The sequence below is a fragment of the Burkholderia sp. Bp8998 genome, assembly GCF_003854235.1.
In the GTDB taxonomy this organism is placed as follows: Bacteria; Pseudomonadota; Gammaproteobacteria; order Burkholderiales; family Burkholderiaceae; genus Burkholderia.
The window spans coordinates 18,775-42,916 of the sequence record NZ_QTQF01000010.1 but is presented as its reverse complement, the minus strand read 5'-3'; the positions used below and the strand labels follow the sequence as shown (position 1 = coordinate 42,916).

23 protein-coding genes are annotated in these 24,142 nt (G+C 66.7%); 15 read left to right on the top strand and 8 right to left on the bottom strand.

The features are described from left to right. Window positions 1-218: 218 nt before the first annotated feature. From DIE06_RS12780 to DIE06_RS12760, 5 genes are all read left to right on the top strand, one after another. Window positions 219-1,061, top strand: a complete 843-nt coding sequence (locus DIE06_RS12780) for a MoxR family ATPase (RefSeq protein ID WP_124661742.1) — start codon at window positions 219-221, stop codon at window positions 1,059-1,061. Between the two features lie 21 nt (window positions 1,062-1,082). Continuing rightward, on the top strand, window positions 1,083-2,258 hold the full coding sequence (locus tag DIE06_RS12775) for a VWA domain-containing protein (protein ID WP_124661741.1): 1,176 nt from the start codon (window positions 1,083-1,085) through the stop codon (window positions 2,256-2,258). 57 nt (window positions 2,259-2,315) lie between these two features. Beyond that, window positions 2,316-3,527, top strand: coding sequence for a benzoate/H(+) symporter BenE family transporter (locus tag DIE06_RS12770; RefSeq protein ID WP_124661740.1), 1,212 nt, complete (start codon window positions 2,316-2,318; stop codon window positions 3,525-3,527). A 168-nt stretch (window positions 3,528-3,695) separates the two neighbouring features. Beyond that, window positions 3,696-4,649: a transaldolase gene (tal, locus tag DIE06_RS12765; RefSeq protein ID WP_124661739.1), complete on the top strand. Its 954-nt coding sequence runs from the start codon at window positions 3,696-3,698 to the stop codon at window positions 4,647-4,649. Between the two features lie 250 nt (window positions 4,650-4,899). After that, entirely contained in the window at window positions 4,900-5,355 is a 456-nt protein-coding gene (locus tag DIE06_RS12760) for a VOC family protein (protein ID WP_124661738.1), read from the top strand. Between the two features lie 90 nt (window positions 5,356-5,445). Here DIE06_RS12760 and mctP read toward each other — a convergent pair whose 3' ends face one another. From mctP to DIE06_RS12745, 3 genes are all read right to left on the bottom strand, one after another. Next, window positions 5,446-6,996: a monocarboxylate uptake permease MctP gene (mctP, locus tag DIE06_RS12755; protein WP_124661737.1), complete on the bottom strand. Its 1,551-nt coding sequence runs from the start codon at window positions 6,994-6,996 to the stop codon at window positions 5,446-5,448. After that, a complete protein-coding gene (locus DIE06_RS12750; RefSeq protein ID WP_124661736.1) occupies window positions 6,993-7,235 on the bottom strand; it encodes a DUF3311 domain-containing protein in 243 nt (80 codons plus the stop codon). The genes mctP and DIE06_RS12750 overlap by 4 nt, the downstream gene beginning before the upstream one ends. Before the next feature lie 199 nt (window positions 7,236-7,434). Beyond that, window positions 7,435-8,352: a spermidine synthase gene (locus DIE06_RS12745; RefSeq protein ID WP_124661735.1), complete on the bottom strand. Its 918-nt coding sequence runs from the start codon at window positions 8,350-8,352 to the stop codon at window positions 7,435-7,437. Window positions 8,353-8,492: 140 nt separating this feature from the next. On the opposite strand from DIE06_RS12745, the gene DIE06_RS12740 reads away from it, so the two are divergent. The 3 genes from DIE06_RS12740 (at window position 8,493) to DIE06_RS12730 (ending at window position 10,311) form a co-directional block, all read left to right on the top strand. Continuing rightward, window positions 8,493-8,747, top strand: a complete 255-nt coding sequence (locus DIE06_RS12740; RefSeq protein WP_124661830.1) for a hypothetical protein — start codon at window positions 8,493-8,495, stop codon at window positions 8,745-8,747. Between the two features lie 382 nt (window positions 8,748-9,129). After that, a complete protein-coding gene (locus DIE06_RS12735) occupies window positions 9,130-9,690 on the top strand; it encodes a hypothetical protein (protein WP_124661734.1) in 561 nt (186 codons plus the stop codon). A gap of 33 nt (window positions 9,691-9,723) precedes the next feature. Beyond that, window positions 9,724-10,311 carry a hypothetical protein gene (locus DIE06_RS12730; protein ID WP_124661733.1) on the top strand — a complete coding sequence of 196 codons (588 nt, stop codon included), beginning with the start codon at window positions 9,724-9,726 and terminating at the stop codon, window positions 10,309-10,311. A 97-nt stretch (window positions 10,312-10,408) separates the two neighbouring features. Here DIE06_RS12730 and DIE06_RS12725 read toward each other — a convergent pair whose 3' ends face one another. From DIE06_RS12725 to DIE06_RS12710, 4 genes are all read right to left on the bottom strand, one after another. After that, window positions 10,409-10,885, bottom strand: a complete 477-nt coding sequence (locus DIE06_RS12725) for a DNA-deoxyinosine glycosylase (protein ID WP_124661732.1) — start codon at window positions 10,883-10,885, stop codon at window positions 10,409-10,411. Continuing rightward, window positions 10,885-11,481, bottom strand: a complete 597-nt coding sequence (locus DIE06_RS12720) for a chorismate lyase (RefSeq protein ID WP_124661731.1) — start codon at window positions 11,479-11,481, stop codon at window positions 10,885-10,887. Before DIE06_RS12720 ends, DIE06_RS12725 begins: the two co-directional genes overlap by 1 nt. A gap of 8 nt (window positions 11,482-11,489) precedes the next feature. Continuing rightward, complete coding sequence (gene htpG, locus DIE06_RS12715) at window positions 11,490-13,388, bottom strand: molecular chaperone HtpG (RefSeq protein ID WP_124661730.1); 1,899 nt, start codon at window positions 13,386-13,388, stop codon at window positions 11,490-11,492. Window positions 13,389-13,547: 159 nt separating this feature from the next. Next, window positions 13,548-15,008, bottom strand: coding sequence for a PLP-dependent aminotransferase family protein (locus DIE06_RS12710; protein ID WP_124661729.1), 1,461 nt, complete (start codon window positions 15,006-15,008; stop codon window positions 13,548-13,550). Window positions 15,009-15,237: 229 nt separating this feature from the next. On the opposite strand from DIE06_RS12710, the gene DIE06_RS12705 reads away from it, so the two are divergent. The 7 genes from DIE06_RS12705 to DIE06_RS12675 all read left to right on the top strand — a co-directional run bounded on the left by DIE06_RS12705 (window position 15,238) and on the right by DIE06_RS12675 (window position 23,598). Further along, a complete protein-coding gene (locus DIE06_RS12705) occupies window positions 15,238-15,930 on the top strand; it encodes a VOC family protein (protein WP_124661728.1) in 693 nt (230 codons plus the stop codon). 54 nt (window positions 15,931-15,984) lie between these two features. Further along, the gene (locus DIE06_RS12700; RefSeq protein ID WP_124661727.1) at window positions 15,985-16,893 is read left to right on the top strand and encodes a DMT family transporter; all 909 of its coding nucleotides are present in this window, start codon (window positions 15,985-15,987) and stop codon (window positions 16,891-16,893) included. A 152-nt stretch (window positions 16,894-17,045) separates the two neighbouring features. Beyond that, on the top strand, window positions 17,046-18,227 hold the full coding sequence (locus DIE06_RS12695) for a PLP-dependent aminotransferase family protein (protein WP_124661726.1): 1,182 nt from the start codon (window positions 17,046-17,048) through the stop codon (window positions 18,225-18,227). A gap of 42 nt (window positions 18,228-18,269) precedes the next feature. Continuing rightward, window positions 18,270-18,728, top strand: a complete 459-nt coding sequence (locus DIE06_RS12690) for a RidA family protein (RefSeq protein ID WP_124661725.1) — start codon at window positions 18,270-18,272, stop codon at window positions 18,726-18,728. Window positions 18,729-18,750: 22 nt separating this feature from the next. Then, window positions 18,751-19,629 carry a PhzF family phenazine biosynthesis protein gene (locus tag DIE06_RS12685; protein ID WP_124661724.1) on the top strand — a complete coding sequence of 293 codons (879 nt, stop codon included), beginning with the start codon at window positions 18,751-18,753 and terminating at the stop codon, window positions 19,627-19,629. A 220-nt stretch (window positions 19,630-19,849) separates the two neighbouring features. Continuing rightward, window positions 19,850-22,189 carry an EAL domain-containing protein gene (locus DIE06_RS12680; RefSeq protein WP_124661723.1) on the top strand — a complete coding sequence of 780 codons (2,340 nt, stop codon included), beginning with the start codon at window positions 19,850-19,852 and terminating at the stop codon, window positions 22,187-22,189. Between the two features lie 200 nt (window positions 22,190-22,389). Continuing rightward, window positions 22,390-23,598, top strand: a complete 1,209-nt coding sequence (locus DIE06_RS12675; RefSeq protein WP_124661722.1) for a chromate transporter — start codon at window positions 22,390-22,392, stop codon at window positions 23,596-23,598. Between the two features lie 43 nt (window positions 23,599-23,641). Here DIE06_RS12675 and DIE06_RS12670 read toward each other — a convergent pair whose 3' ends face one another. Beyond that, entirely contained in the window at window positions 23,642-24,088 is a 447-nt protein-coding gene (locus DIE06_RS12670; RefSeq protein ID WP_124661721.1) for a multidrug/biocide efflux PACE transporter, read from the bottom strand. Window positions 24,089-24,142 lie beyond the last annotated feature (54 nt).

Sequence of the window (24,142 nt, the reverse complement as noted above, 5' to 3'; positions counted from 1 at the left end):
CTGGCGCCGAAGCGGCAACGGCCCGCGCCGTTTTGCTTATCGGATCGCCACGCAGGCCAAAAAAAACGGCCAGATTGTACCGCGTCGGCGGGGAACGCGTCCATATGGCGCCCCGGTCCGCCCCCGCCGCAGCCCCGCAACGATACGCGGCCGCGGCCCAACCGGACAGCCCTTCTGACTTATACTGGGTTTTTTTGCGACCAGGAAAGAGCGCCGCCATGCGTTTCGAAGGATCCTCGCACTACGTCGCCACCGACGACCTGAAGCTCGCGGTCAACGCCGCGCTGACGCTGCAGCGCCCGCTGCTGATCAAGGGCGAGCCCGGCACCGGCAAGACCATGCTCGCCGAGGAAGTGGCGGCCGCGCTCGACATGCCGCTGTTGCAGTGGCACATCAAGTCGACCACCAAGGCGCAGCAGGGTCTGTACGAATACGACGCGGTGTCGCGGCTGCGCGACTCGCAGCTCGGCGACGCGCGCGTGAAGGACATCGCGAACTACATCGTCAAGGGCGTGCTGTGGCAGGCGTTCGACGCCGAGCAGCCGAGCGTGCTGCTGATCGACGAGATCGACAAGGCCGACATCGAATTCCCGAACGACCTGCTGCGCGAGCTCGACCGGATGGAATTCCACGTGTACGAGACGCGCGAGACCGTGCGCGCGAAGCATCGCCCGCTCGTCATCATCACGTCGAACAACGAGAAGGAGCTGCCCGACGCGTTCCTGCGCCGCTGCTTCTTCCACTACATCCAGTTTCCCGATGCGTCGACGATGCAGCAGATCGTCGATGTCCACTTTCCGAACATCCGCGCGGAACTGCTGCAAGCGGCGCTCCAGAGTTTCTTCGAGTTGCGCAGCGTGTCGGGGCTGAAGAAGAAGCCGTCGACGTCCGAGCTGCTCGACTGGCTGAAGCTGCTGCTCGCCGAGAACATCCCGGCCGACGCGCTGCGCGGCGCCGACGCGAAGCAGATCGTGCCGCCGCTCGCGGGCGCGCTGCTGAAGAACGAGCAGGACCTGAGCCTGCTCGAGCGGCTCGTCTACATGAACCGGCACAACCGGTAAACCACCCGCGAAGGCCCGGCCATGCTGCTCAATTTCTTCTACGCGCTGCGCGCAGCCAAGCTGCCCGTCTCGGTGAAGGAATACCTGACGCTGCTCGAATCGCTGAAGGCCGGGCTGATCTCGCCGTCGATCGACGCGTTCTACTTCCTCGCGCGAATGACGCTCGTCAAGGACGAGCAGTACTTCGACAAGTTCGACCAGGCGTTCGGCGCGTATTTCCACGGCGTGTCCGCGCTGCCGTCCGACGCGTTCGACCTTCCGCTCGACTGGCTCGAGAAGCGCCTCGAGCGCGACCTGTCGCCGGAGGAAAAGGCGCAGATCGAAGCGATGGGCGGCCTCGACAAGCTGATGGAGCGCCTGAAGGAACTGCTCGACGAGCAGAAGGAACGCCACGAAGGCGGCAACAAGTGGATCGGCACCGGCGGCACGTCGCCGTTCGGGCACGGCGGCTACAACCCCGAAGGCATGCGCATCGGCGGCCCGTCGAACGGCAACCGCACCGCGGTCAAGGTGTGGGAGGCGCGCGCATACCGCGACTACGACGATTCGGTCGAGATCGGCACGCGCAACATCAAGGTCGCGCTGCGGCGCCTGCGCCGCTTCGCGCGCGAAGGCGCGGCCGAGGAGCTCGACCTGCCCGGCACGATTCGCAGCACGGCCGCGAACGCGGGCTGGCTCGACCTGCGGATGGTGCCCGAGCGCCACAACAACGTGAAGGTGCTGATGCTGCTCGACGTCGGCGGCTCGATGGACGACCACATCAAGCGCACCGAGGAGCTGTTCTCGGCCGCGAAGGCCGAGTTCAAGCACCTCGAGTTCTACTACTTCCACAACTGCGTGTACGACCACCTGTGGAAGAACAACCGCCGCCGTCACTCGGAGCGCACCGCGACGTGGGACGTGCTGCACAAGTTCACGCCCGACTACAAGCTGATCTTCGTCGGCGACGCGACGATGAGCCCGTACGAGGTGCTGCAGCCCGGCGGCTCGGTCGAATACAACAATCCGGAAGCCGGTGCCGTCTGGCTGCGCCGCCTCGCCGACCAGTTCCCCCACCATGCATGGCTGAACCCCGAGCCCGAGCGGCTATGGGAATACCGGCAATCCGTCTCGATCATTCGCGACGTGCTCGGCCAGCGCATGTACCCGCTCACGCTCGCGGGCCTCGAAACCGCGATGCGCGCACTCAGCAAGTAACGAACCCACCCTGAAGACACGAAGGTCGCGTCCGAGCGGCCTTTCCCCGGAGATAGCATGAACCCTTCGCCCACCGCGAGCGCTGGCCGCGCCGGCGGCCGCCGCTTTTTCACCGATACGTCCGTCTCCGCGCTCGTCGCCGGCTTCGTCGCGATGATGACGGGCTACACGAGCTCGCTCGTGCTGATGTTCCAGGCCGGTCGCGCCGCGCACCTGACCGACGCGCAGATTTCGTCGTGGATCTGGGCACTGTCGATCGGCATGGCGCTGACGACGATCGGCCTGTCGCTGCGCTTTCGCGCGCCCGTCGTGGTCGCCTGGTCGACGCCCGGCGCCGCGCTGCTGATCGCGTCGCTGCCCGGCGTGCCGTATCCCGAGGCCATCGGCGCGTTCGTCGTGTGCGCGCTGCTGCTGACCGCGATCGGCGTGAGCGGGCTGTTCGACACGCTGATGCGGCGCATTCCGGCCGGCATCGCCGCCGCCTTGCTCGCGGGCATCCTGTTCGAGATCGGCATCGAGATCTTCCGCGCCGCGCAGTTCCAGACCGCGCTCGTGCTCGCGATGTTCTTCACCTACCTGCTCGTCAAGCGGCTCGCGCCGCGCTATGCGATCGTCACGACGCTGATCATCGGCACCGCGGTGGCCGGCGGCCTCGGCCTGCTCGACTTCAGCCGCTTCCACGTCGCGCTCGCGCAGCCCGTGTTCACGATGCCCGCGTTCTCGCTCGCATCGATCGTCAGCATCGGCATTCCGCTGTTCGTCGTCGCGATGGCGTCGCAGAACGTACCGGGCATCGCGGTGCTGCGCGCGGACGGCTATTCGACGCCGTCGTCGCCGCTGATCGCGACGACCGGCCTCGCGTCGCTGCTGCTCGCCCCGTTCGGCTCGCACGGCGTGAACCTCGCGGCGATCACCGCGGCGATCTGCACGGGCCCCGAAGCGCACGAGGATCACGCGAAGCGCTACACGGCCGCCGTGTGGTGCGGCACGTTCTACCTGATCGCCGGGATCTTCGGCGCGACGATCGCCGCGCTGTTCGCGGCGCTGCCGAAGGCGCTCGTCGTGTCGGTCGCCGCGCTCGCGCTGTTCGGCTCGATCATGAGCGGGCTCGCGAACGCGATGCAGGACGTGAAACAGCGCGAAGCCGCGCTCGTCACGTTCATGGTCACCGCGTCGGGCCTCACGCTGCTGTCGATCGGCTCGGCGTTCTGGGGGCTCGTCGCGGGGATTGTCACGCAGGTGATCCTGAACGCGCGTCGCCCCGCGTGATGCGGCGCGACGCCCGCCGCGGCGGGCGCCGGGCACGCCAAAACGTGTTCGACACGAATCGGGCCTAAAATGATGGATCGGAGGCGGCGCCCGGCGCCGCTTCGCTTCGCCGCCGCGCTCGCGCGGCCCGTGAGAACCCGGCGCCCCGCGCCCTTCTTCCGAATCGCCATGACTACCGCACTCGACCAGCTGAAGCAGTACACGACCGTCGTCGCCGACACGGGCGATTTCCAGCAGCTTGCGCAATACAAGCCGCAGGACGCGACCACGAACCCGTCGCTGATCCTGAAGGCCGTCCAGAAAGACGCGTACAAGCCGATCCTCGAGAAAACCGTCCGCGATCACCGCAACGAACCCTCCGATTTCATCATCGACCGCCTGCTGATCGCATTCGGCACCGAGATCCTGAAGCTGATCCCGGGCCGCGTGTCGACCGAGGTCGATGCGCGCCTGTCGTTCGACACGCAGCGCTCGATCGACAAGGGTCGCGAACTCATCAAGCTGTACGAAGAGGCCGGCGTCGGCCGCGAGCGCATCCTGATCAAGCTCGCGTCGACGTGGGAAGGCATTCGCGCGGCCGAGGTGCTGCAGAAGGAAGGGATCAAGTGCAACATGACCCTGCTTTTCTCGCTCGTGCAGGCCGTCGCGTGCGCGGAAGCCGGCGCACAACTGATCTCGCCGTTCGTCGGCCGCATCTACGACTGGTACAAGAAGCAGGCCGGCGCAGAGTGGAATGAAGAGCGGGACGGCGGCGCGAACGATCCGGGCGTGCAGTCGGTGCGCCGCATCTACACGTACTACAAGACGTTCGGCTACACGACCGAAGTGATGGGGGCGAGCTTCCGCACGACGAGCCAGATCACCGAGCTCGCGGGCTGCGACCTGCTGACGATCAGCCCCGATTTGCTGCAGAAGCTGCAGGACAGCACCGACACGGTGGCGCGCAAGCTGTCGCCGGACGCGCTGCAGGACAAGCCGACCGAGCGCGTCGCGATCGACGAGGCGTCGTTCCGCTTCCAGCTGAACGACGAAGCGATGGCGACGGAAAAGCTGGCCGAAGGCATCCGCGTGTTCGCCGCCGATGCGGTGAAGCTCGAGAAGCTGATCGACGCGCTGCGCTGAACCACGCCGCACGTGACGCGACGGCTGTCAGTTGAACTGTCAGCAACCCTGACAACAACCGTCAGCAAGCTGACGAACGGCAGCGAACCTCGTGTTCGCGGCCGTTTTTATTTTTCATTCCATCGTCAAGCGCGCGCACTACAATCCACGTCACGAGTGCGCCGGCCGCATCCCGGCATGCTCTTCCCGGTCAATCTTGGAAGTACCCGGGCCGGCACCGACACGCCGGCCCGGTCAACAGGAGACAACGATGCAAGTCCAACCGTACCTGACGTTCTACGGCCGCGCGGAAGAAGCCCTTCAGTTCTACGAAAAGGCGCTGGGCGCGAAGACGATGTTCAAGATGCACTTCAAGGATGCACCGCCGAATCCCGATTACCCGATGTCGCCGGAGATGGCCGACAAGGTGATGCATGCGAGCTTCACGATCGGCGACTCGATGATCATGTGCTCGGACGGCGACTGCAGCCAGCCGGGCGGCGGCATGCATGCCGGCTATTCGCTGTCGCTGAACCCGGCGACGGTCGAGGAAGGCCAGAAGCTGTTCGATGCGCTCGCCGACGGCGGCGAAGTGACGATGCCGTTCGGCAAGACGTTCTGGGCGCTCGGCTTCGGGATGGCAAAGGATCGTTTCGGCGTGCACTGGATGGTCAATGTCGAAGACCTGTCGCAGCGCGAGGATCTCTCGAAACGCGCGCAGGGCTGACGCCAACGAAAACGCCCGCCACTTCGCGGTGGCGGGCGTCGTTGTCGCTGCGCGCTGCGCGGCCCGCGATACGCGGCCGCGCCACCCGTTTCAACCCTCGACGACGTCGAGATAATCCTCCGGCCGCGTGCGGTCCTCCGCATGCGCCATGCCCGTCACGCGCACCAGCACGCTCACCACCACCGCCACCACCAGGTTCACGACCAGCGACCACACGGCCGCGTAGCCGGGAATCGCGAGGCCGAACAAGTGGATCGTGAAGATCGAACTGGCCAGCTTCAGCGAGATCGCCATCCACGTGCCGCACACGATGCCGGCCGCCCAGCCGGCCAGCAGGCCGCGATAGTCGAGCACGCGCGTGTACAGGCCGAGCACGATCGCCGGCAGCGTCTGGATGATCCAGATCCCGCCGAGCAGCTGCAGCTGGATCGCATAGGTCAGCGGCAGCCCGAGGATGAACGCGACCGCGCCAACCTTCACGATCAGCGACACGAGCTTCGCGACGTGCGTCTCCTGGTCGTGCGTCATGTTGCGGTTCACGAACTCGCGGTGGATGTTGCGCGTGTACAGGTTCGCGGCCGCGATCGACATGATCGCCGCCGGCACGAGCGCGCCGATGCCGATCGCCGCGAACGCGACGCCGACGAACCATGACGGGAAATACTCGAGGAACAGCGCGGGCACCGCGAAGTTCGGGCCGAACGCCTTGAAGTACGGTGCGTACTGCGGCATGTCCTTCACGCCCGCCGCGAGCGCCATGTAGCCGAGCAGCGCGAGCAGGCCGAGCACGAACGAGTACGCGGGCAACATTGCCATGTTGCGGCGGATCGAGTTGCCCGACGATGACGACAGGATCGCCGTGACCGAGTGCGGATACAGGAACAGCGCGAGCGCGGAGCCGATCGCGAGCGTCGCATACGCGCTGTAGCCGTTCAGGCTCATCGCGTCGGGCGCCTTCAGCAGCAGCTTCGCCGGCGGCACCGCCGCGAAGATGTGCCCGAAGCCGCCGAGCTTCGCCGGGATCACGATGACCGCCGCGGCGATCGTGATGTAGATCAGGATATCCTTCACGATCGCGATCATCGCGGGTGCGCGCAGCCCCGACGTGTACGTGTAGGCAGCGAGGATCGCGAATGCGATGATGAGCGGCAGGTCGCCGACGAAGCCCGTCGTGTCGAAACCGAGCGCACCGATCACGACTTCGATGCCGACGAGCTGCAGCGCGATGTACGGCATCGTCGCGAGGATGCCCGTCACCGCGATCGCGAGCGCGAGCATCCGGCTGCCGTAGCGTGCGTTCACGAAGTCGGCGGCCGTCACGTAGCCGTGGCGCTTCGCGATGCTCCACAGCTTCGGGAACACGATGAACGCGAACGGGTAGATCAGGATCGTGTACGGCAGCGCGAAGAAGCCCATCGCGCCGGCGCCGAACACGAGTGCGGGCACCGCAACGAACGTGTAGGCCGTATAGAGGTCGCCGCCGAGCAGGAACCACGTGACGATCGTGCCGAAGCGGCGACCGCCGAGGCCCCATTCGTCGAGGTGGGCGAGATCGCCGCGCCGCCAGTTCGCGGCCAGGAAACCGATGATCGTGACGCCGATGAACAGGAGTACGAAGACGAAGGTCGCGCCGAGATTCATCGTGCACCTCCCTGCGGGCCGCCCGCCTTCCACGCGTTCTTGGTCTTGAAATAGACGAACGCGGTGATCACCGCGCTAATGAACACCCACAGCAACTGGTACCAGTAGAAAAACGGAAAACCGAACCATTGCGGTTCGATCTTGCTGTACGACGGTACCCACACCATCGCGATCAGCGGCAGCACCAGCAGCCAGAGCCAGCGCTTGGCGGCCCGATTGGCGTCGGCATCGTGAGCCATGACGTCTCCTCATCTATCCCGGTTATCGATCTTGTTACGCGGGTACGGCGGCGAGAGGAGCGGCAAAACGGGTAGGCTGCGGCTCCCCCAGCTTCGCGCCAGTATAGAAGCCGCGAGCGCGCGGTCAAGCGGGGGCGAACCCGAGGTGATCCGCCCCCCAGTCATGCGGTTGCACCGGCATGCGGCCGGCGCATGAGCGTCAGATCGCGAACGAGGATTCGCGTGCGCCCGTCGTTTCTTTCAAGGCTTTCACCCACTTGTGCGCGGGGAGCTTCAGCGTGTCCTCGATCAGCTTCGCGCGGGCTTCCAGCTGCGCGAACGACACGTCGAGCGCGGGGCCCGAGAACGCGATCGCGATCCGGTTGCCGTCGTGCACTTCCGGCAGCGCGATCACGCGATGGTCGAACGCCGCGTTCAGGTGCTTCATGTTGCGCACGAAGCTCGGATGGTCGCCGAACAGGTTGATCGTCGCGATGCCCGCGTCGGCGAGGCAGCCGCGCACCGCGCGGTAGAACGCGACGCTGTCGAGCACCGGACCGCGCGCGGTCGCGTCGTACAGGTCGATCTGCAGCGCGCCCGTCGTGCCGCGGTTGGCCGGATCGTTGACGAAGTCCCACGCGTCGGCTTCGTGCACGACGAGGCGTGCGTCATCGGGCGGCAGCGCGAACATCGTACGCGCGGCGACGATCACGGCCGGGTTCAGTTCGACGGCCTCGACCTTCGCGTGCGGCAGGAAGCGGTGCGAGAACTTGGTCAGCGCGCCGGTGCCGAGCCCGAGCTGGACGATCCGCTCGGGCGTTTCGAGGAACAGCAGCCACGCCATCATCTGCTGCGCGTATTCGAGTTCGATGTGCAGCGGCTTCGAAATCCGCATCGCGCCCTGCACCCATTCGGTACCGAAGTGCAGGAAGCGCACGCCGCGCTCTTCCGAGAACGTGACGGGCGCGAAGCGCGGCTTGCGCGGTGCTTCGAGGACGGGCACGTCGTCGTGTTCGTCGATCTCCGGGCGACGCTTCACGCGCGGCGGCTGGAGCTTGTCGGAGCCGTTGTAGGCGGACGGCTTGCGTTTCTTGAACGCGCGCGCCTCGGCGGACGCGCGCTTGATCAGTCGGGTCATGTTGAATCTCGCTGGGTGACGCTGGATGAGCGGACGAGAGGATAGCATTGGTGAAGGATGGCGGCCGTGCCACACAGCCGGGCCGCCGGACCTCGAATCGCCGTGGCACCATGCTGCATGCACCGATCGAAGGCGGACACATGAGCTCGAACGACAAAAAAATCTGGTTTCCGGCAAAGCGCTACGGATGGGGTTGGGGATTGCCGGTAGCCTGGCAGGGCTGGGTCGTGCTGCTGCTGTTCGCGATCGGGATTATCGCGAGCGCGTGGTGGGTGCCGCCGCACCGATCGCCGATTGCATACGGTGCATGCATCGTGGCGCTGGTCGCGCTGTTGACTGCCGTTTGCTGGATCAAGGGCGAAAAGCCCAGGTGGAGATGGGGCAAGGACGATTGAGCGCCGGAGCGACGTCCGCCCGCGCCAGCCGGATCGGCGTCAATCGTGAATCGCCCGCCACTGCACCAGCGTCTGCTCGAACGACAGCATCGCATTCGCGGGGTTCGCCGCGCACCGCACCGAGCAACCGCCAGAACGGACTGATGAGCCGGCCGATTCGACATCGAACCGGAACCACCTCGGCTTGCCGGCCCGCCTTGGACCCGGTGCGCCGTTTTCGTTCATTCAAGATTCGCGGTTCCGTGCCGATATTCCCGAATGGAGGCCAAAATCGAATTCCACCAGACAAGACCTCACGTGCCCATCCGCCGATCGCGCATCGGGCCGCATTGCTTTACAGCCCCTGCGTAAGCCAATTTTAATAATCAGAGGTAGTTCAAATATGCGCAACGTTGTCCGTACAGTCGGCCTGATCACGCCGATTGTGCTATTGGCCGCTTGTTCGATGGTTGCTCCGCCCTATTCCCCCGCTGTCGACAATATCCAGGCGCTCAAGAATGCCGCTACTGCACACGCGAAGATCGGCGCGTTCGAATCCCATTCGGATACCACCAATCGGTATCCGGTCCCGTTGCGTGCCAACCTGATGAAATCCCCGGTCGGGGATTCGTTCGGCGCATATCTTGCCGACGCGATGACGAAGGAATTGCGGTTGGCCGGCAAGCTCTCGCCGCAAAGCGATGTCGAGATCAAGGCGACGCTATTGGAAAACGACATCGACGTCGGTATGGCAACCGGCGCCGCGAGACTGTCGGCGCGCTTTATCGTGATGCGCGCCGGTGCCGTGCGCTACGACACGGTCAAATCCGCGCGCACGCAATGGGATTCGGCGTTCGCGGCAATGATTGCCGTACCGAAAGCGCGCGAAGAGTATCCGCTCGCCGTACAGAAGTTGCTCGGCGAGCTATACGCCGATCCCGCCTTCCTCGAGGCAATTCAATAACGTTACCAACCACACGACGAGAGACCAAGCACAATGGCATTGATTCGAATGATGGCAGCCGCAACCGTGGTCGCGGCATTGTCCGGCTGCGCGCACGAAATTTCGCTGACCGGCGACGCGAACAAGATTCCGGCGCTGTCGGCAGCGCCACTCGACAAGACGGTGGGTCTGGTCATCACGGATGATCAGTTGTCCCGGGAAGTGATTACCCCCGGCGGGGGAGGCGACAAGGTCAGCTATCGCCCGTACCACGACCTTGAATTGCCGATTTACATCGGTCTCGGCCACGTATTCAAGAACGTGACCAAGCTCAAGAGTGCGCCCGACGCGGCAACGATTCAGGCCAAGCATCTCGATTACGTGATCACGCCGACGATCAAGACGACGTCGTCGTCCCCCAGCCCGTTCACGTGGCCGCCCACGGATTTCTCGGTCTCGCTCGCCTGCACCGTCGCGGACCCGAGCGGTCGGCCCGTGGCCACCGCGGACGTGACCGGTACCGGCCACGCGGAGTTCAGCGAATTCAAACGCAACTTCGGCCTTGCCGGGCAGCTTGCCACGGCCGATGCGGTGTCCAAACTGCAATCCGCGCTGGCAAAGGCGCCCGAGTTGCAAAAGTAAGTACCGGCACGGTGCGGCTGCGCCGCACTGCCCATGCGCGATTCAACCGAGTCGATCGCGGTGCGACCGATCCTGGAATGAGAATTCGCCGTCGCGGTCAGCGGCGGATTCCCTGCCAAAGGACGAGCTTCTGATCGAAAGAAAGCATCGCATTCGCCGGGCTCGACGACGGCAGCACGAGCGTCTCGTACCCGGCCTGACCGATCACCTCGGCAAACCGCCCCGCCGTCTTCCCGTTGAAACACACTTTCTTCAGCAGCGGCGCATGCTCGCGCAACGACGCGAAGTCGTTCGGCTTCGCATGGCGGATCGCGGAATCGAGACTGCCTTGCCGATGGCATGCATCGAGGACATCCCAGATGCCGATGCCGTGCGAAAGCACGCGCTCGAGCCGCGCGTCATACACAAGCGCGTGCAGCCCCGGTTCGCCGAGCACCGCACCGAGCAACCGCCAGAACTGATTGCGCGGATGCGCGTAGTACTGCGCGGCATCGAGCGACGCCTCGCCCGGAAAGCTGCCGAGGATCATCGTGTGCGTATTCGGCGCGACGACCGGCGGAAAGCCTTGCAGCATCACACGGCTCCGCGTGGCCCGACGGATCCCGGCCCGTCGCCGTGCGCATCGAGATGACGCCACAGCGCCGGCAGCATGCACTCGGTGACCATCAACGGCTTGCCGTGCCGCTGGAACACCGAGCGCCGCGCGGCGAACGCATGCGGCGCCCGCGCGCCCTGCAACGCATGGCTCGCGAGCGTATACAACGGATGACCGGCGATCACGCGCCGGCTGACGAGCGCGGAGCGCTCGACCTGCGGATCGCTGTACAGCAGTTCCGCGAGCGGCCGCGTGCGCAACCGCCGCATCGCCTGCCAGACACCCTTGCTGGCCGCGAGCGGCGCGATGCTGTGCGCGGCGACGTATGGCGTGCCGTCGACCGACAGGATCACCTCGCGCACCCACATCGGCGCGCGCGGCGCACTATCGAGCGCCGCGGGTTCGTCGAACCACGGACAGTCGACGGCCTCGCGCGTCACGCGCACGTTCACGCTGCCGAGTCGCGCGAGATGCGCGGTCAACGAACCGCCGCGCGTCAGCCAGTCGCGCTGGTCGAGCGTGCAGCCGGGCCGGGGCGTGTCGCGCCAGCCCGCCCGTGCGCCGTCGAATCGCATCCGCGTGTTCACGCGGTGCGCGACAGCAGCAGCGCGTTGGTCCGCTTCACGAAGCTCGCCGGATCGTCGAGCATCCCGCCTTCGGCCAGCAATGCCTGGTCGAACAGCAGATGGCACCAGTCGCCGAAATTGGCACTGTCGGCGTTCAGCTGCTTCACGAGCGCGTGCTCGGGGTTGATCTCGAGGATCGGCTGCATCGCCGGCGCGTTCTGGCCGGCCGCCTTCAGCATCCGCTGCAGGTAGCCGCTCATGTCGTTGTCGTCCGCGACGAGGCACGACGGCGAATCGGTCAGGCGGAACGTGACGCGCACTTCCTTCACCTTGTCGCCGAGCGCTTCCTTCATCTTCTCGACGACCGGCTTGATCGCCTCGCCGGCCTGCTCCTGCGCCTTCTTTTCCTCGTCGTTCAGCTCGCCGAGGTCGAGATCGCCGCGGGCAACGCTCGCGAGCGGCTTGCCGTCGAATTCTTGCAGGAACGACAGCATCCATTCGTCGACGCGATCGGTCAGCAGCAGCACCTCGACACCCTTCTTGCGGAACACTTCCAGATGCGGGCTGTTCTTCGCGGCCTGCCAGGTATCGGCGGTCACGTAGTAGATCTTGCTCTGCTCGGGCTTCATGCGCGACACGTAGTCGGCGAGCGACACGTCCTGTGCGTCGGTGTCGCCGTGCGTCGACGCGAAGCGCAGCAGCTTCGCGATGCGCTCGCGGTTCGCGTGATCCTCGCCGAGGCCTTCCTTCAGCACCTGGCCGAACGCGCTCCAGAACGTCTTGTACTTCTCCTTGCCGGCATCCTCTTCCGCGTTCGCGAGTTCCTCGAGCATCGACAGCGCGCGCTTCGTCACGCCTTCGCGGATCGCCTTCACGTCGCGGCTTTCCTGCAGGATTTCACGCGACACGTTCAGCGGCAGGTCGGCCGAATCCACGACGCCCTTCACGAAGCGCAGGTATTGCGGCAGCAGCTGCTCGGCGTCGTCCATGATGAACACGCGCTTCACGTACAGCTTCAGGCCGCCGCGGTAGTCGCGGTTCCACAGGTCGAACGGCGCGTGCGCCGGGACGAACAGCAGTTGCGTGTATTCGCTGCGGCCCTCGACGCGGTTGTGCGTCCACGTGAGCGGATCCTGGTGGTCGTGCGCGATGTGCTGGTAGAACTGCGTGTACTGCTCGTCGCTGATGTCGCTCTTCGAACGCGTCCACAGCGCGCTCGCCTGGTTGACGGTCTCGTCCTCGTCCTTCAGGACCATCTCGCCCTTTTCCTGATCCCACTCTTCCTTCTGCATCAGGATCGGCAGCGCGATGTGATCGGAATACTTCTGGATGATCGACTTCAGGCGATGCGACGACAGCAGTTCGTCCTCGCCTTCACGCAGGTGCAGCGTGATCGTGGTGCCGCGCTGCGCGCGCTCGATCGCGTCGATCGTGAAATCGCCCTCGCCCGCGCTTTCCCAGCGCACGGCTTCGTTCGCCGGCAGGCCGGCGCGGCGCGTCTCGACGGTGATCTTGTCCGCAACGATGAAGCCCGAGTAGAAGCCGACGCCGAACTGGCCGATCAGCGCCGCGTCCTTCTGCTGGTCGCCGGACAGCTTCGTGAAGAATTCCTTGGTGCCCGAACGCGCGATCGTGCCGAGGTTCGCGATCGCCTCGTCGCGGCTCATGCCGATGCCGTTGTCCTCGATCGTGATCGTGCGGGCGGCCTTGTCGAAGCCGATGCGGATGCGCAGGTTCGGATCGTTCTCGTACAGCGCGTTGTCCGCGAGCCCTTCGAAACGCAGCTTGTCGGCCGCGTCGGACGCGTTCGACACCAGTTCGCGCAGGAAGATTTCCTTGTTGCTGTAGAGCGAATGAATCATCAGGTGGAGGAGTTGCTTGACCTCTGCCTGAAAGCTCATCGTTTCGTGTGCCATGGATGCTGTTTCCTCTTACTTGAACTTGAATGGTGTGGCGCAGGCGGCCGGCGCGCGATGCCGGCGAGCCCGTCAAGGACGACCGCCTGGCGCAGGCGGTTTGCGCGGGTATCTGGGGACGGGCGACCGGATTTCAAGGGGGAGCGTGCCGCCCCCCTATCACGACGCGCGCCGCGCCGCCGACTCGATATAGCGCGCGAGAAACCCCGGCAGCGCCGGATCGCCGCAGTTCGCGACGTTGAAGCGCGTCCACGTCGACGTCGACTGCTGCGGCGAGAACAGGCTCCCCGGTGTCAGCAGGAACCCTTCCTCGTGCGCGGCAGCCGCGAGCGCATCCGAATCGACACCGGTATCGGCCCACAGGAACATCCCCGCCGCCGGCATCGTGAAGAGCCGCAGGCCGGTGCGCTCGAGCATCCGCGCGGTCTTGTCGCGCACGCCGTCGAGCCGTGCGCGCAGCCGCTCGACGTGGCGCCGGTAATGCCCTTCGGTCAGGATCTTGTAAAGCACGCGCTCGTTGAGCTCCGGCGTCGTCATCCCGACCAGCATCTTCTGGTCGGTAACCGCCTTCGCGATCTCCGGCGCGCACGCGACATAGCCGACCCGCAAATTCGCCGCGAGCGTCTTCGAATAGCTGCCCAGGTAGATCACACGCTTCAACTGGTCGAGGCTCGCGAGCCGCGTGGCCGGATAGCTCGGCGGGCACAGGTCGCCGTACACGTCGTCCTCGACGACGAGGAAGTCGTACGCCTCCGCGAGTTTCAGGATCCGGAACGCCTGCGCGGCCGACAGCGATGTACCGGTCGGGTTCTGCAGCACCGAATTGATCACGAGCATCTTCGGCCGCCACATCTGCACGAGCGTTTCCAGCGCGTCGAGATCGGGGCCGTCGGGCGTATACGGCATCCCGACCAGTTGCGCGCCCTGCGACGCGAAGCGGCCGAACATCTGGAACCACGCGGGATCGCCGACGATCACCGCATCGCCGGGCCGCACGTAGATCCGCGAGATCAGGTCGATCGCCTGCGTGATGCCCGACACCATCACGAGCTGCTCGGGCTTCGCGCCGATCTCGACTTCCGCGAGCCGCGTCTGCAGTTGCTGGCGCAGCGGCAGGAAGCCCTGCGCGGTGCCGAAACCGAGCATCTGCGCGCCCGACTGGCGTCCGAGCGCGCGCAGCGCCCCGGTGATCAGCTCGCCATCGAGCCAGCGGCCCGGCAGGTAGCCGAGACCCGGCCCTTTTTCCGGACTGACGGTATGCAGCATGTTGCGCAGCAGCCAGACCACGTCGATCGTGTTGTGAACCGGCGCGGCCTCGGCCACGCGCACCACGTTGTCGGCCGGCTGCGGGCCGGTGGCCGTACGCTCGCGCACGTAGAAACCCGAGCCGCGCCGCGAGTCGAGGTAGCCCTGCGCGACGAGCCGCTCGTATGCCTCGACGACGGTGAAACGCGACACGCTCTTGTCGAGCGCGAGCTTGCGGATCGACGGCATCCGCATGCCGGGCCGGAACACGCGCTCGTCGATGCGGCGCCGCGCCCACTGGACGAGCTGGTCGACGAGCGTGAGCGTGGCCGTATCGTGCGGCGCGGGAATCTGGGCGAGAGGGACGGTGGACATGGGCGGCAGCTCCAACTGTACCGAAGGCTATCGCGCCGATTGTACCGTTACTGTGCCGGTGCCGACGATTACAGTTGACCGGAATGGCGATCGTGCGGCCGCCGTTCCGGCCCTGCCCCACGCGGGCGGCACCGGCCGGCGTGCGACGCCGCCCCGGCACCGGCCGGTCGCCCGACCACCCGGCGCACCGCCGGCCTACCATGACACTTTCGCTTCCCGACCGACGTTCATGCCAGCCCGCTCCCTGACCCTCGACCATCTGGTGATCGCCGCGCGCACGCTCGACGAAGGCGTGCGCCATGTCGCCGACGCGCTCGGCATCGAACCGGCCGGCGGCGGCCGCCATCCGCTGATGCGCACCCATAACGCGCTGTTCGGCGCGTGGGGCGGGCTGTACCTCGAAGTGATCGCGATCGATCCCGACGCACCCGCCACCGGCGACGACGCCACGCCGCCGCGCGCGCGGCTGTTCGGCCTCGACGACCCGGCGATGCACGCACGGCTCGCGCAGGGCCCGTTCCTCGCGCACTGGGTCGCGCGCGTCGACCGCCCGCGCCAGCTCGCGTTGTGGCAAAGCCAGTACCCCACGCGCATCGCGCCGGTCGTCGCGATGCGGCGCGGCGACCTGAGCTGGGGCCTCACGGTGCCCGACGACGGCGCGTTCCCCGCTTGGCAAGGCGCCGGCGACGGCCTCGTGCCGTCGCTGATCCAGTGGGACAGCCCACGCCATCCGGCCGAATCGCTGCCGAACGACGGCGTCGCGCTGAAGGCGCTCAAGGGCGTCCACCCGCGCGCGGACACCATCCGCGAGCAGCTCGACTGGCTCGGTGCCGGCCATCTGCTCGACCTCGACACCGGCGACGGCCCGCCCGCGCTCGTCGCCGAATTCGATACGCCGCAAGGCACACGCACGCTGCGCTGACCGCCCGGCCGCCCCTCGATTACACGAACCCAGCAATACGGAGACACCCAGTACATGAATTCGCGCGAAACCCGGGGCATGCTGCTCGGCCTGATCGGCGTGATGATCTTCAGCCTCACGCTGCCGATGACGCGGATCGTCGTCTCCGAACTCAACCCGCTGCTCAACGGGCTCGGCCGCGCGCTCGCCGCGTCGGTGCCGGCCGGTCTGCTGCTGTGGTGGCACCGCGAGCGGCTGCCGGCCCGCGCGCAGCTGAAAAGCCTCGCGGTCGTATCGGCCGGCGTGATCATCGCGTATCCGGTGTTCTCCGCGTGGGCGATGAAGACCGTGCCGGCCTCGCACGGCGCGGTCGTGAACGGCCTGCAGCCGCTGTTCGTCGCGCTGTACGCGGCGTGGCTGTCGCACGAACGGCCGTCGAGGGCGTTCTGGGCCAGCGCGCTGACGGGTAGCGCGCTCGTGATCGCGTTCGCGCTGCGCGACGGCGGCGGCACGGTGCAGGCCGGCGACGCGCTGATGCTCGTCGCGGTCGGCATCGGCGCGCTCGGCTATGCGGAAGGCGCGCGCCTCGCGCGCCAGATCGGCGGCTGGCAGGTGATCTGCTGGGCGCTCGTCGTGTCCGCGCCGTTCCTCGTGCTGCCGGTCGGCTGGCTCGCATGGACGCAGCACGTCGCGCACCCTGCCCCGCTCGCGCTGCGCACTTGGCTGGCCTTCGGGTACGTGACCCTCTTTTCGCAATTCATCGGCTTTTTCGCGTGGTACGCCGGGCTCGCCATGGGCGGCATCGCGCGCGTCGGCCAGGTGCAACTGCTGCAGATCTTCTTCACGATCGCCTTTTCCGCGCTGCTGTTCGGCGAAACGGTGACGCCGTCGACGTGGCTGTTCGCGGCCGCCGTGATCGCGACCGTGATGCTCGGCCGGCGCTCGGCGGTGGCCACGGCCCCGCGTCCCGCTCGCGCCGGTTGATGAGGTGCGCCATAATGTTCGTTTTGCCTGAACGGTGTTGCCCACCCGGCCGCGACGGCCCGATCGCGCTCCCGCACGCCCACCCGGCTGCGCCGACGCAATCTGCCCGACCGACCTTTCTTGACTGACCACGATATCCGAACGAGGAGACTATGAATCCGAGCGACCTGCATCCGCCGCACTGGCAGCTTTCCGAACGCGCCCGCAAGCTGACGAGCTCTGCGATCCGCGAGATCCTGAAGGTCACGGAACGCCCCGAGGTCATCTCGTTCGCAGGCGGCCTGCCCGCTCCCGCGACGTTCCCGGCCGAACGCATGCGCGCCGCGGCCGACCGCGTGCTGCGCGATTCGCCCGCCGCCGCCCTCCAGTACAGCGCGACCGAAGGCTACCTGCCGCTGCGCGAATGGATCGCCGAGCGCTACAGCGTGCGCGTGTCGCAGGTGCTGATCACGACCGGCTCGCAGCAGGCGCTCGACCTGCTCGGCAAGGCGCTGATCGATCCGGACAGCCCGATCCTCGTCGAAACCCCGACCTACCTCGGCGCGCTGCAGTCGTTCTCGCTGTACGAGCCGCGCTACGTGCAGGTGCCGACCGACGAGCAGGGCCTGCTGCCCGAAGGCCTCACGCCCGACCTGACGCAAGGCGCGCGCCTGCTGTACGCTCAGCCGAACTTCCAGAACCCGACCGGCCGCCGCCTGCCCGTCGAGCGCCGCCGCGCGCTCGCCGCGTTCGCGCAGTCGAGCCCGTTCCCGGTGCTGGAAGACGACCCGTACGGCGCGCTGAACTACCAGGGCGAGCCGCTGCCGACGATGCTGTCGATGGCACCGGACCACGTCGTGCACCTCGGCACGTTCTCGAAGGTGCTCGCGCCGGGCCTGCGGATCGGCTACATCATTGCCCCCGAGGAACTCCACTTCAAGCTCGTGCAGGCCAAGCAGGCCACCGACCTGCACACGCCGACGCTCACGCAGCGCATCGCGCACGAAGTGATCAAGGACGGCTTCCTCGACGAGCACATCCCGACGATCCGCCAGCTGTACGGCGCGCAATGCGAAGCGATGCTCGCGTCGCTCGCGCGCCACATGCCGGAAGGCGTCACGTGGAACCGCCCGGACGGCGGCATGTTCATCTGGGTGAACCTGCCCGCGCAGATCGACAGCATGAAGCTGCTCGCGGCCGCGGTCGACAACCACGTCGCCTTCGTGCCGGGCGCGCCGTTCTTCGCGAACGACCCGCAGCAGAACACGCTGCGCCTGTCGTTCGTGACGGTGCCGCCGGAGAAGATCGAGGAAGGCGTCGCGCGCCTCGGCAAGCTGCTGCGCGAGCGTCTCTGATCCCCATTTTCCTGTCACGACTCTCTACGAGGAATCGACCACATGGCTAACGTCTACGACAAACTGAAGTCGCTCGGCATCGAACTCCCGACCGCCGGCGCACCGGCTGCCGCCTACGTGATGAGCGCGCAAAGCGGCAACACGGTCTACCTGTCGGGCCACATCGCGAAGAAGGACGGCAAGGTCTGGGCCGGCAAGCTCGGCGCCGACCTGCAGACGGAAGACGGCAAGGCGGCTGCGCGCTCGATTGCGATCGACCTGCTCGCGACGCTGCACGCGCACACGGGCGACCTGAACAAGGTCAAGCGCATCGTGAAGCTGATGAGCCTCGTCAACTCGACGCTCGACTTCACCGAACAGCACGTCGTGACGAACGGTGCGTCGGAACTGATCGCCGAAGTGTTCGGCGACGCAGGCAAGCACGCGCGTTCGGCGTTCGGCGTCGCGCAGATTCCGCTTGGCGCATGCGTCGAGATCGAACTGATCGCCGAAGTCGCGTAAGTCGCGTCACGCAACTGTCACGATGACCCGCCGCGTCCGCTTCAAGCAGGTCGACGTCTTCACGTCGGTGCCGTTCAAGGGCAACCCGCTCGCCGTCGTATTCGACGCCGACTCGCTCGGCGACCACGACATGCTCGCGATCGCCCGCTGGACGAACCTGTCGGAAACGACGTTCGTGTGCACGCCGACCGATCCGGAGGCCGATTACCGCGTCCGGATCTTCACACCGGGCGGCGAACTGCCGTTCGCCGGCCACCCGACGCTCGGCACCGCACACGCGTACCTGGAAAGCGGCGCGCGGTCGCGCACGCCGGGCCGGCTGATCCAGCAGTGCGGGGTCGGCCGGGTCGAACTGCGCGAACAGGCCGACGGCTGGGCATTTGCCGCGCCGCCGGCACGGTTCACGCCGCTCGACCGATTGGACTATCCGGTGCTCGCGGCCGCGTTGCGCAGCGACGCGATCGATCCGGATGCCGAACCGTGCGCGGTCGACAATGGTGCGCCGTGGCTCGTGGTGCGGCTCACGTCGGCCGAGGCCTGCCTGGGCCTCGCCCCCGATCCGGCCGCGCTCGAGGCGATCACCCACCGCTACGGCGCGCACGGCCTCGCGGTCTACGCGCCCCATCCCGACGGCGGCCCCGCGACGTTCGAAATCCGGTGCCTGATGACGGGCGGCGGTTTCGGCACCGGCGAGGATCCCGTCACCGGCAGCGCGAACGCCGCGCTGGCCGGGTTGCTGAGCCGCCAGCAGCGCCGCCCCGGCACGTCGTATACAGCCCGCCAGGGCACGGCGATCGGCCGCGACGGCCGCATTGCCGTGTGCTATGACGACGACGGCACGATCTGGATCGGCGGCCACGTCGTGACGGTCGTCGACGGTACGTTCCAGGCGCCTGCCTGACGTTTCGCCATGTGCGATGGCGTCGGCCCGGCCGGCGCCCTACGATTCCCCCGGCTATCGCAAAAACGTTCCAGCCAGTAATATCGGGCCTAATCCGTCGCTTCGGCGGGTCTGTCCATGGTTGCGCATCCCGCGAACGAACAGACGCCGGTGCGCCCCCAACCATAGCCGGCCGTCCCGACGCGGGATGGCGCACGCGAGCAGGACGCCGCCCTCTTCGATGAGTTCCGCCCGGTCAAACCACACGCCGCCGAACCGGCCGCTACGCGCGCCACGCAAGTCGCGCCGGCGCGCGCTGTTCGCGATCCCGCTGCTCGGGATGCTGGCGCTTGCGCTGCTGTGGGCCGTGATCATCGCGCGGCTGTCGGTTGAAAAGGACAGCGCGTACAAGGAAGCGGCGGCCTCCGCGGCGATCCTGTCGTCCGCGCTCGAACAGCACACGGTCAAGGCGATCCACCAGGTCGACCAGATCACCCGCTTCGTCAAGTTCGAATTCGAAAAATCGCCCGCGCGCTTCAACCTCGCGAGCGCGGTCGAAAAGGGCGTCGTGCCGAGCGACACGCTGATCCAGGTTTCGCTCGTCAACGCGAAGGGAATCCTGTTCGCGAACACGGCCGAACGCCATCCGCAGCCGATCAACCTGGCCGATCGCGAGCACTTCAGGGTCCACCTCGCGCACAACGACGACCGCCTGTACATCAGCAAGCCCGTGCTCGGCCGCGTGTCGAGCCACTGGACGCTGCAGATGACGCGGCGCCTGAACAACCCGGACGGCAGCTTCGCGGGCATCGTCGTGGTGTCGGAAGACCCGAGCTACTTCACGAACGACTTCTACAACAACGCGGCGATCGGCAAGGAAGGCGTGATCTCCGTCGTGTCGGACACGGGCGCCGTGCTCGCGCGGCGCACCGGCTCGCTCAACAACGCTCCGGGTGCGTTCTCCGCATCGGGTGTCTACCCGATCGCCGAGCGCGTGACGGGCACGATCATCGACCCGATCGACGGCGTGACGCGCATCGTGTCGTACCGCCACCTCGACGGCTACCCGCTCGCGGTGATGGTCGGGCTGTCGCAGACCGAGGAATTCGCGGACTACTACCACACGCGCAACGTCTACCTGCTGATGACGAGCTTCATCACGCTCGCGATGCTCGCGTTTTTCAGCGTCGCGACGGGGCTGATCGGCAAGCTGCTCGGCCGCGAGCGCGAGATGACCCAACTCGCCGAATACGACCTGCTCACCGGCCTCGCGAACCGCTACGCGACCCTGCGCGGGCTGCGCAACGACGTGTCGATGCCGGCCAGCCTGTCGCGGCTCGGCCTGCTGTTCATCGACCTCGACAACTTCAAGACCGTCAACGACACGCTCGGCCACAACGCCGGCGACATCGTGCTGCAGATGACCGCGTCGCGCCTGTCGGATGCCGTCGGCGACGAAGGGTCGCTCGCGCGGATCGGCGGCGACGAGTTCGTCGTCGTGATGAAGGGCGACGACGTCGAACGGCGCGCGGTGCGGCTCGCGGAAGCGATCATCCGGATGTTCGGGGAGCCCTTCGACGTGCGCGGCAGTTCGTTCGTGCTGCACGCGAGCATCGGCATCGCGCTGCACACCGTCGCGAACGAAAGCGAGATCGACCTGCTGAAGAAGGCCGACCTCGCGATGTACAGCGCGAAGGACGCGGGCAAGAACTGCTACCAGTTCTACGCGCCGCACCTGTCGCATCGCGCGGATCACCTGATGCGCTGGGAGCAGCAGTTGCGCGTCGCGCTCGCCGAGGGGCAGCTGTTCCTCGCGTATCAGCCGAAGATAGACCTGACGCACCGCACGATCACCGGCTTCGAGGCGCTCGCGCGCTGGGACCACCCCGAACACGGGATCATCTCCGCGAACGAATTCATTTCGATCGCCGAATCGACGGGCCTCATCGTGCCGATCGGCGACTTCGTGATCCGCACCGCGTGCGAACAGATCGCGCGCTGGCGCGACGAGGGCCACGACACGCTGACGCTCGCGATCAACATCTCGCCGGTGCAGTTCTGGCGCGGCGACCTGATCGAGACGATCTCGCAGGCGCTGCAGGACACCGGCATCGACGCGAACCGGCTCGAACTCGAGATCACCGAGACCGCGATGATGGAATATCCGGAGCTCGTGTCCGAGAAGATCGTCGCGTTGAAGAAGCTCGGCATCCGGATCGCGCTCGACGATTTCGGCACCGGCTATTCGTCGCTGTCGTACCTGCACCGCTTCTCCGTCGACACGCTGAAGGTCGACCGCTCGTTCGTGCAGGCGATCCCGAACGATCGCAGCGTGTGCGTGATGGTGTCGTCGATCGTGCATCTCGCGCGCTCGCTCGGCCTGACGGTCGTCGTCGAAGGCACCGAAACCGAGGAGCAGATTGCATGGCTGTCCGCGCTCGGCGAGATCGAGGCGCAGGGCTTCCTGTTCTCGCGCCCCGTGCCGGCCGATGCGATCCCCGCGCTGATCGCGCGCTTCGGCGTGCGCGGCGACCGGCCGAACGTGCTCGCGCACCGCGCGACCGGCAGCACCGGCGCATGAGCCGGCAACCCGCGCGGCACATGTTGCGCGGCACACCGATTGTTTCGGTTTCCGATCCGGCTGTTTAGTTCATTCACTAGCGTTTTCGCGCATGGCAGTGTCACGACGCGCGGCGGACAATCGGGAGGGCCACCGTGTCGGCGGGCCGCCGGCACATCCCCATGCGCGAGACCAGGCCCTGCGCCAACAGCAACACCATCATGACCACCGTCGAAGTCGAAGCGGCCGAACGTGTCGAACAGGCACAGGCATCCCTGTGGGCCTTGTTCAAGGTCGTCGCCGGCATTTCAGCCGTGTCGTGGGGCGGGCTTTCGATGATGGCGCAGCTCGAACGCCACTACGTCGAACGGTTGCAGCGCATCGAGCCGCACGTGTTCGCCGATTTCGTCGCCCTCGCATGGCTCGTGCCAGGCCCCGTCGGCTGCAATGTCGCGGTGCAGGTCGGCCAGACGCTGCACGGCCGCGCCGGCGCGTGGGTCGCCGGCATCGCGAGCGTCCTTCCGTTCTCCGTGCTGATGACGCTGTTCGCGATCTTCTACCGCACGCCGATCGTGCGCGCGCTTGCCGCGCCGATCCTGATCAATCACTTCGGGATGGTGCTCGCCGCGCTGATCGGCGTCACGTGGGTCAGGCAGTTGCGCACGCTCGCGCGCACACGACTCGAACAGGTGATTGCCGCGCTATCGACGATTCTGCTCACTTTCGCACATAGTCCAGCCGCTTTCGTCGGGATTCTGTTCGCGGCGTTCGCAGCAGGCTGGCTCACCGGGCCGCCGCAACACGACGCGGTCGACTTCACGCTGTCGAAGCGCGACCGCAACCTGCTCGTGCTGCTCGCCGTCCTCGTCGCGGTATTCGCACTGCCGCTGCCCGGCGACTACCAGATGACGCTGCTGTGGCCGCGGCTCGCCGGCGCCGGCATGACGCTGTTCGGCGGCGGCTTCTCCGCGCTGCCCGTGCTCAAGACGCTGTTCGTGTCGCCGGCCACCGGCATCTCCGATCGCGACTTCACGCTCGCGTTCGCGCTGTCGCCGGTGTCGCCCGGCCCGCTGCTGAACGTCGTGCCGTTTCTCGGCTACCTGACCGACGGCTGGACCGGCGCGCTGCTCGCGACCGCCGCGCTGTTCATTCCGTCGGGGTGTCTTGTCGTGTTCGCGCAGAACCATCTGTTCCGGCTCAAGCGCCATTCGCGCTTCGAGCACGGGATGCGCCTGCTGCGCGCGGCGACGACGGGCTTTCTCGTCGTCGCCGTCGTGAAGATCCTGCATCGCGAACCGGCCGATCCCGTCTATTGGCTCACGGGCGCCTTCGCGACGCTGTGCTTCGCGCGCTTCAAGGTGCCCGTGTATGCCGTCTACGGTGCGGTCGCGATCACGTGCGGCGTGTGGCTGTGGGCCGTCGCGCACTGACGGTCGGCCTCGGTCACCGCCACCACCGCCGGATGCCTGCCGCTCAGCCCGCCTGTACCGCGACGCGGCGTGCGACCCAGCGTGCGCGCAGCGCGTCGTACGCGAGGTTGAAGCAGAACGTGTAAGGCAGGAAGAACAGCACGATGCCGAGGTCGAGCAACAGCGCCTCGACGAGGCTCACGTTCAGCCACCACGCGGCGACCGGCACCACCATCGCGACGAGGCCCAGCTCGAACGCGACCGCATGCGCGATCCGCATGCCGAGCGTGCGCGTGAGGCCGGCCCGCCGCTCGAGGCGATCGAACAGCGTGTTGAACGTCATGTTCCAGGCCATCGCGATCAGCGACACCATCACCGTCAGCACGCCGACGTGCGATACCGGCATGTCGAGCAGCCACGCGCCGATCGGCGCGCACAGCGCGATCGCCACCAGCTCGAACGTCAGTGCGTGAACGAGGCGTTCCGTCACCGTTTTGTTCATCTGTTTCATGGTTCCCTCCGATTCGTTTGTCCCACCCATGTCGGCCATTTTGATCGGCGCGAC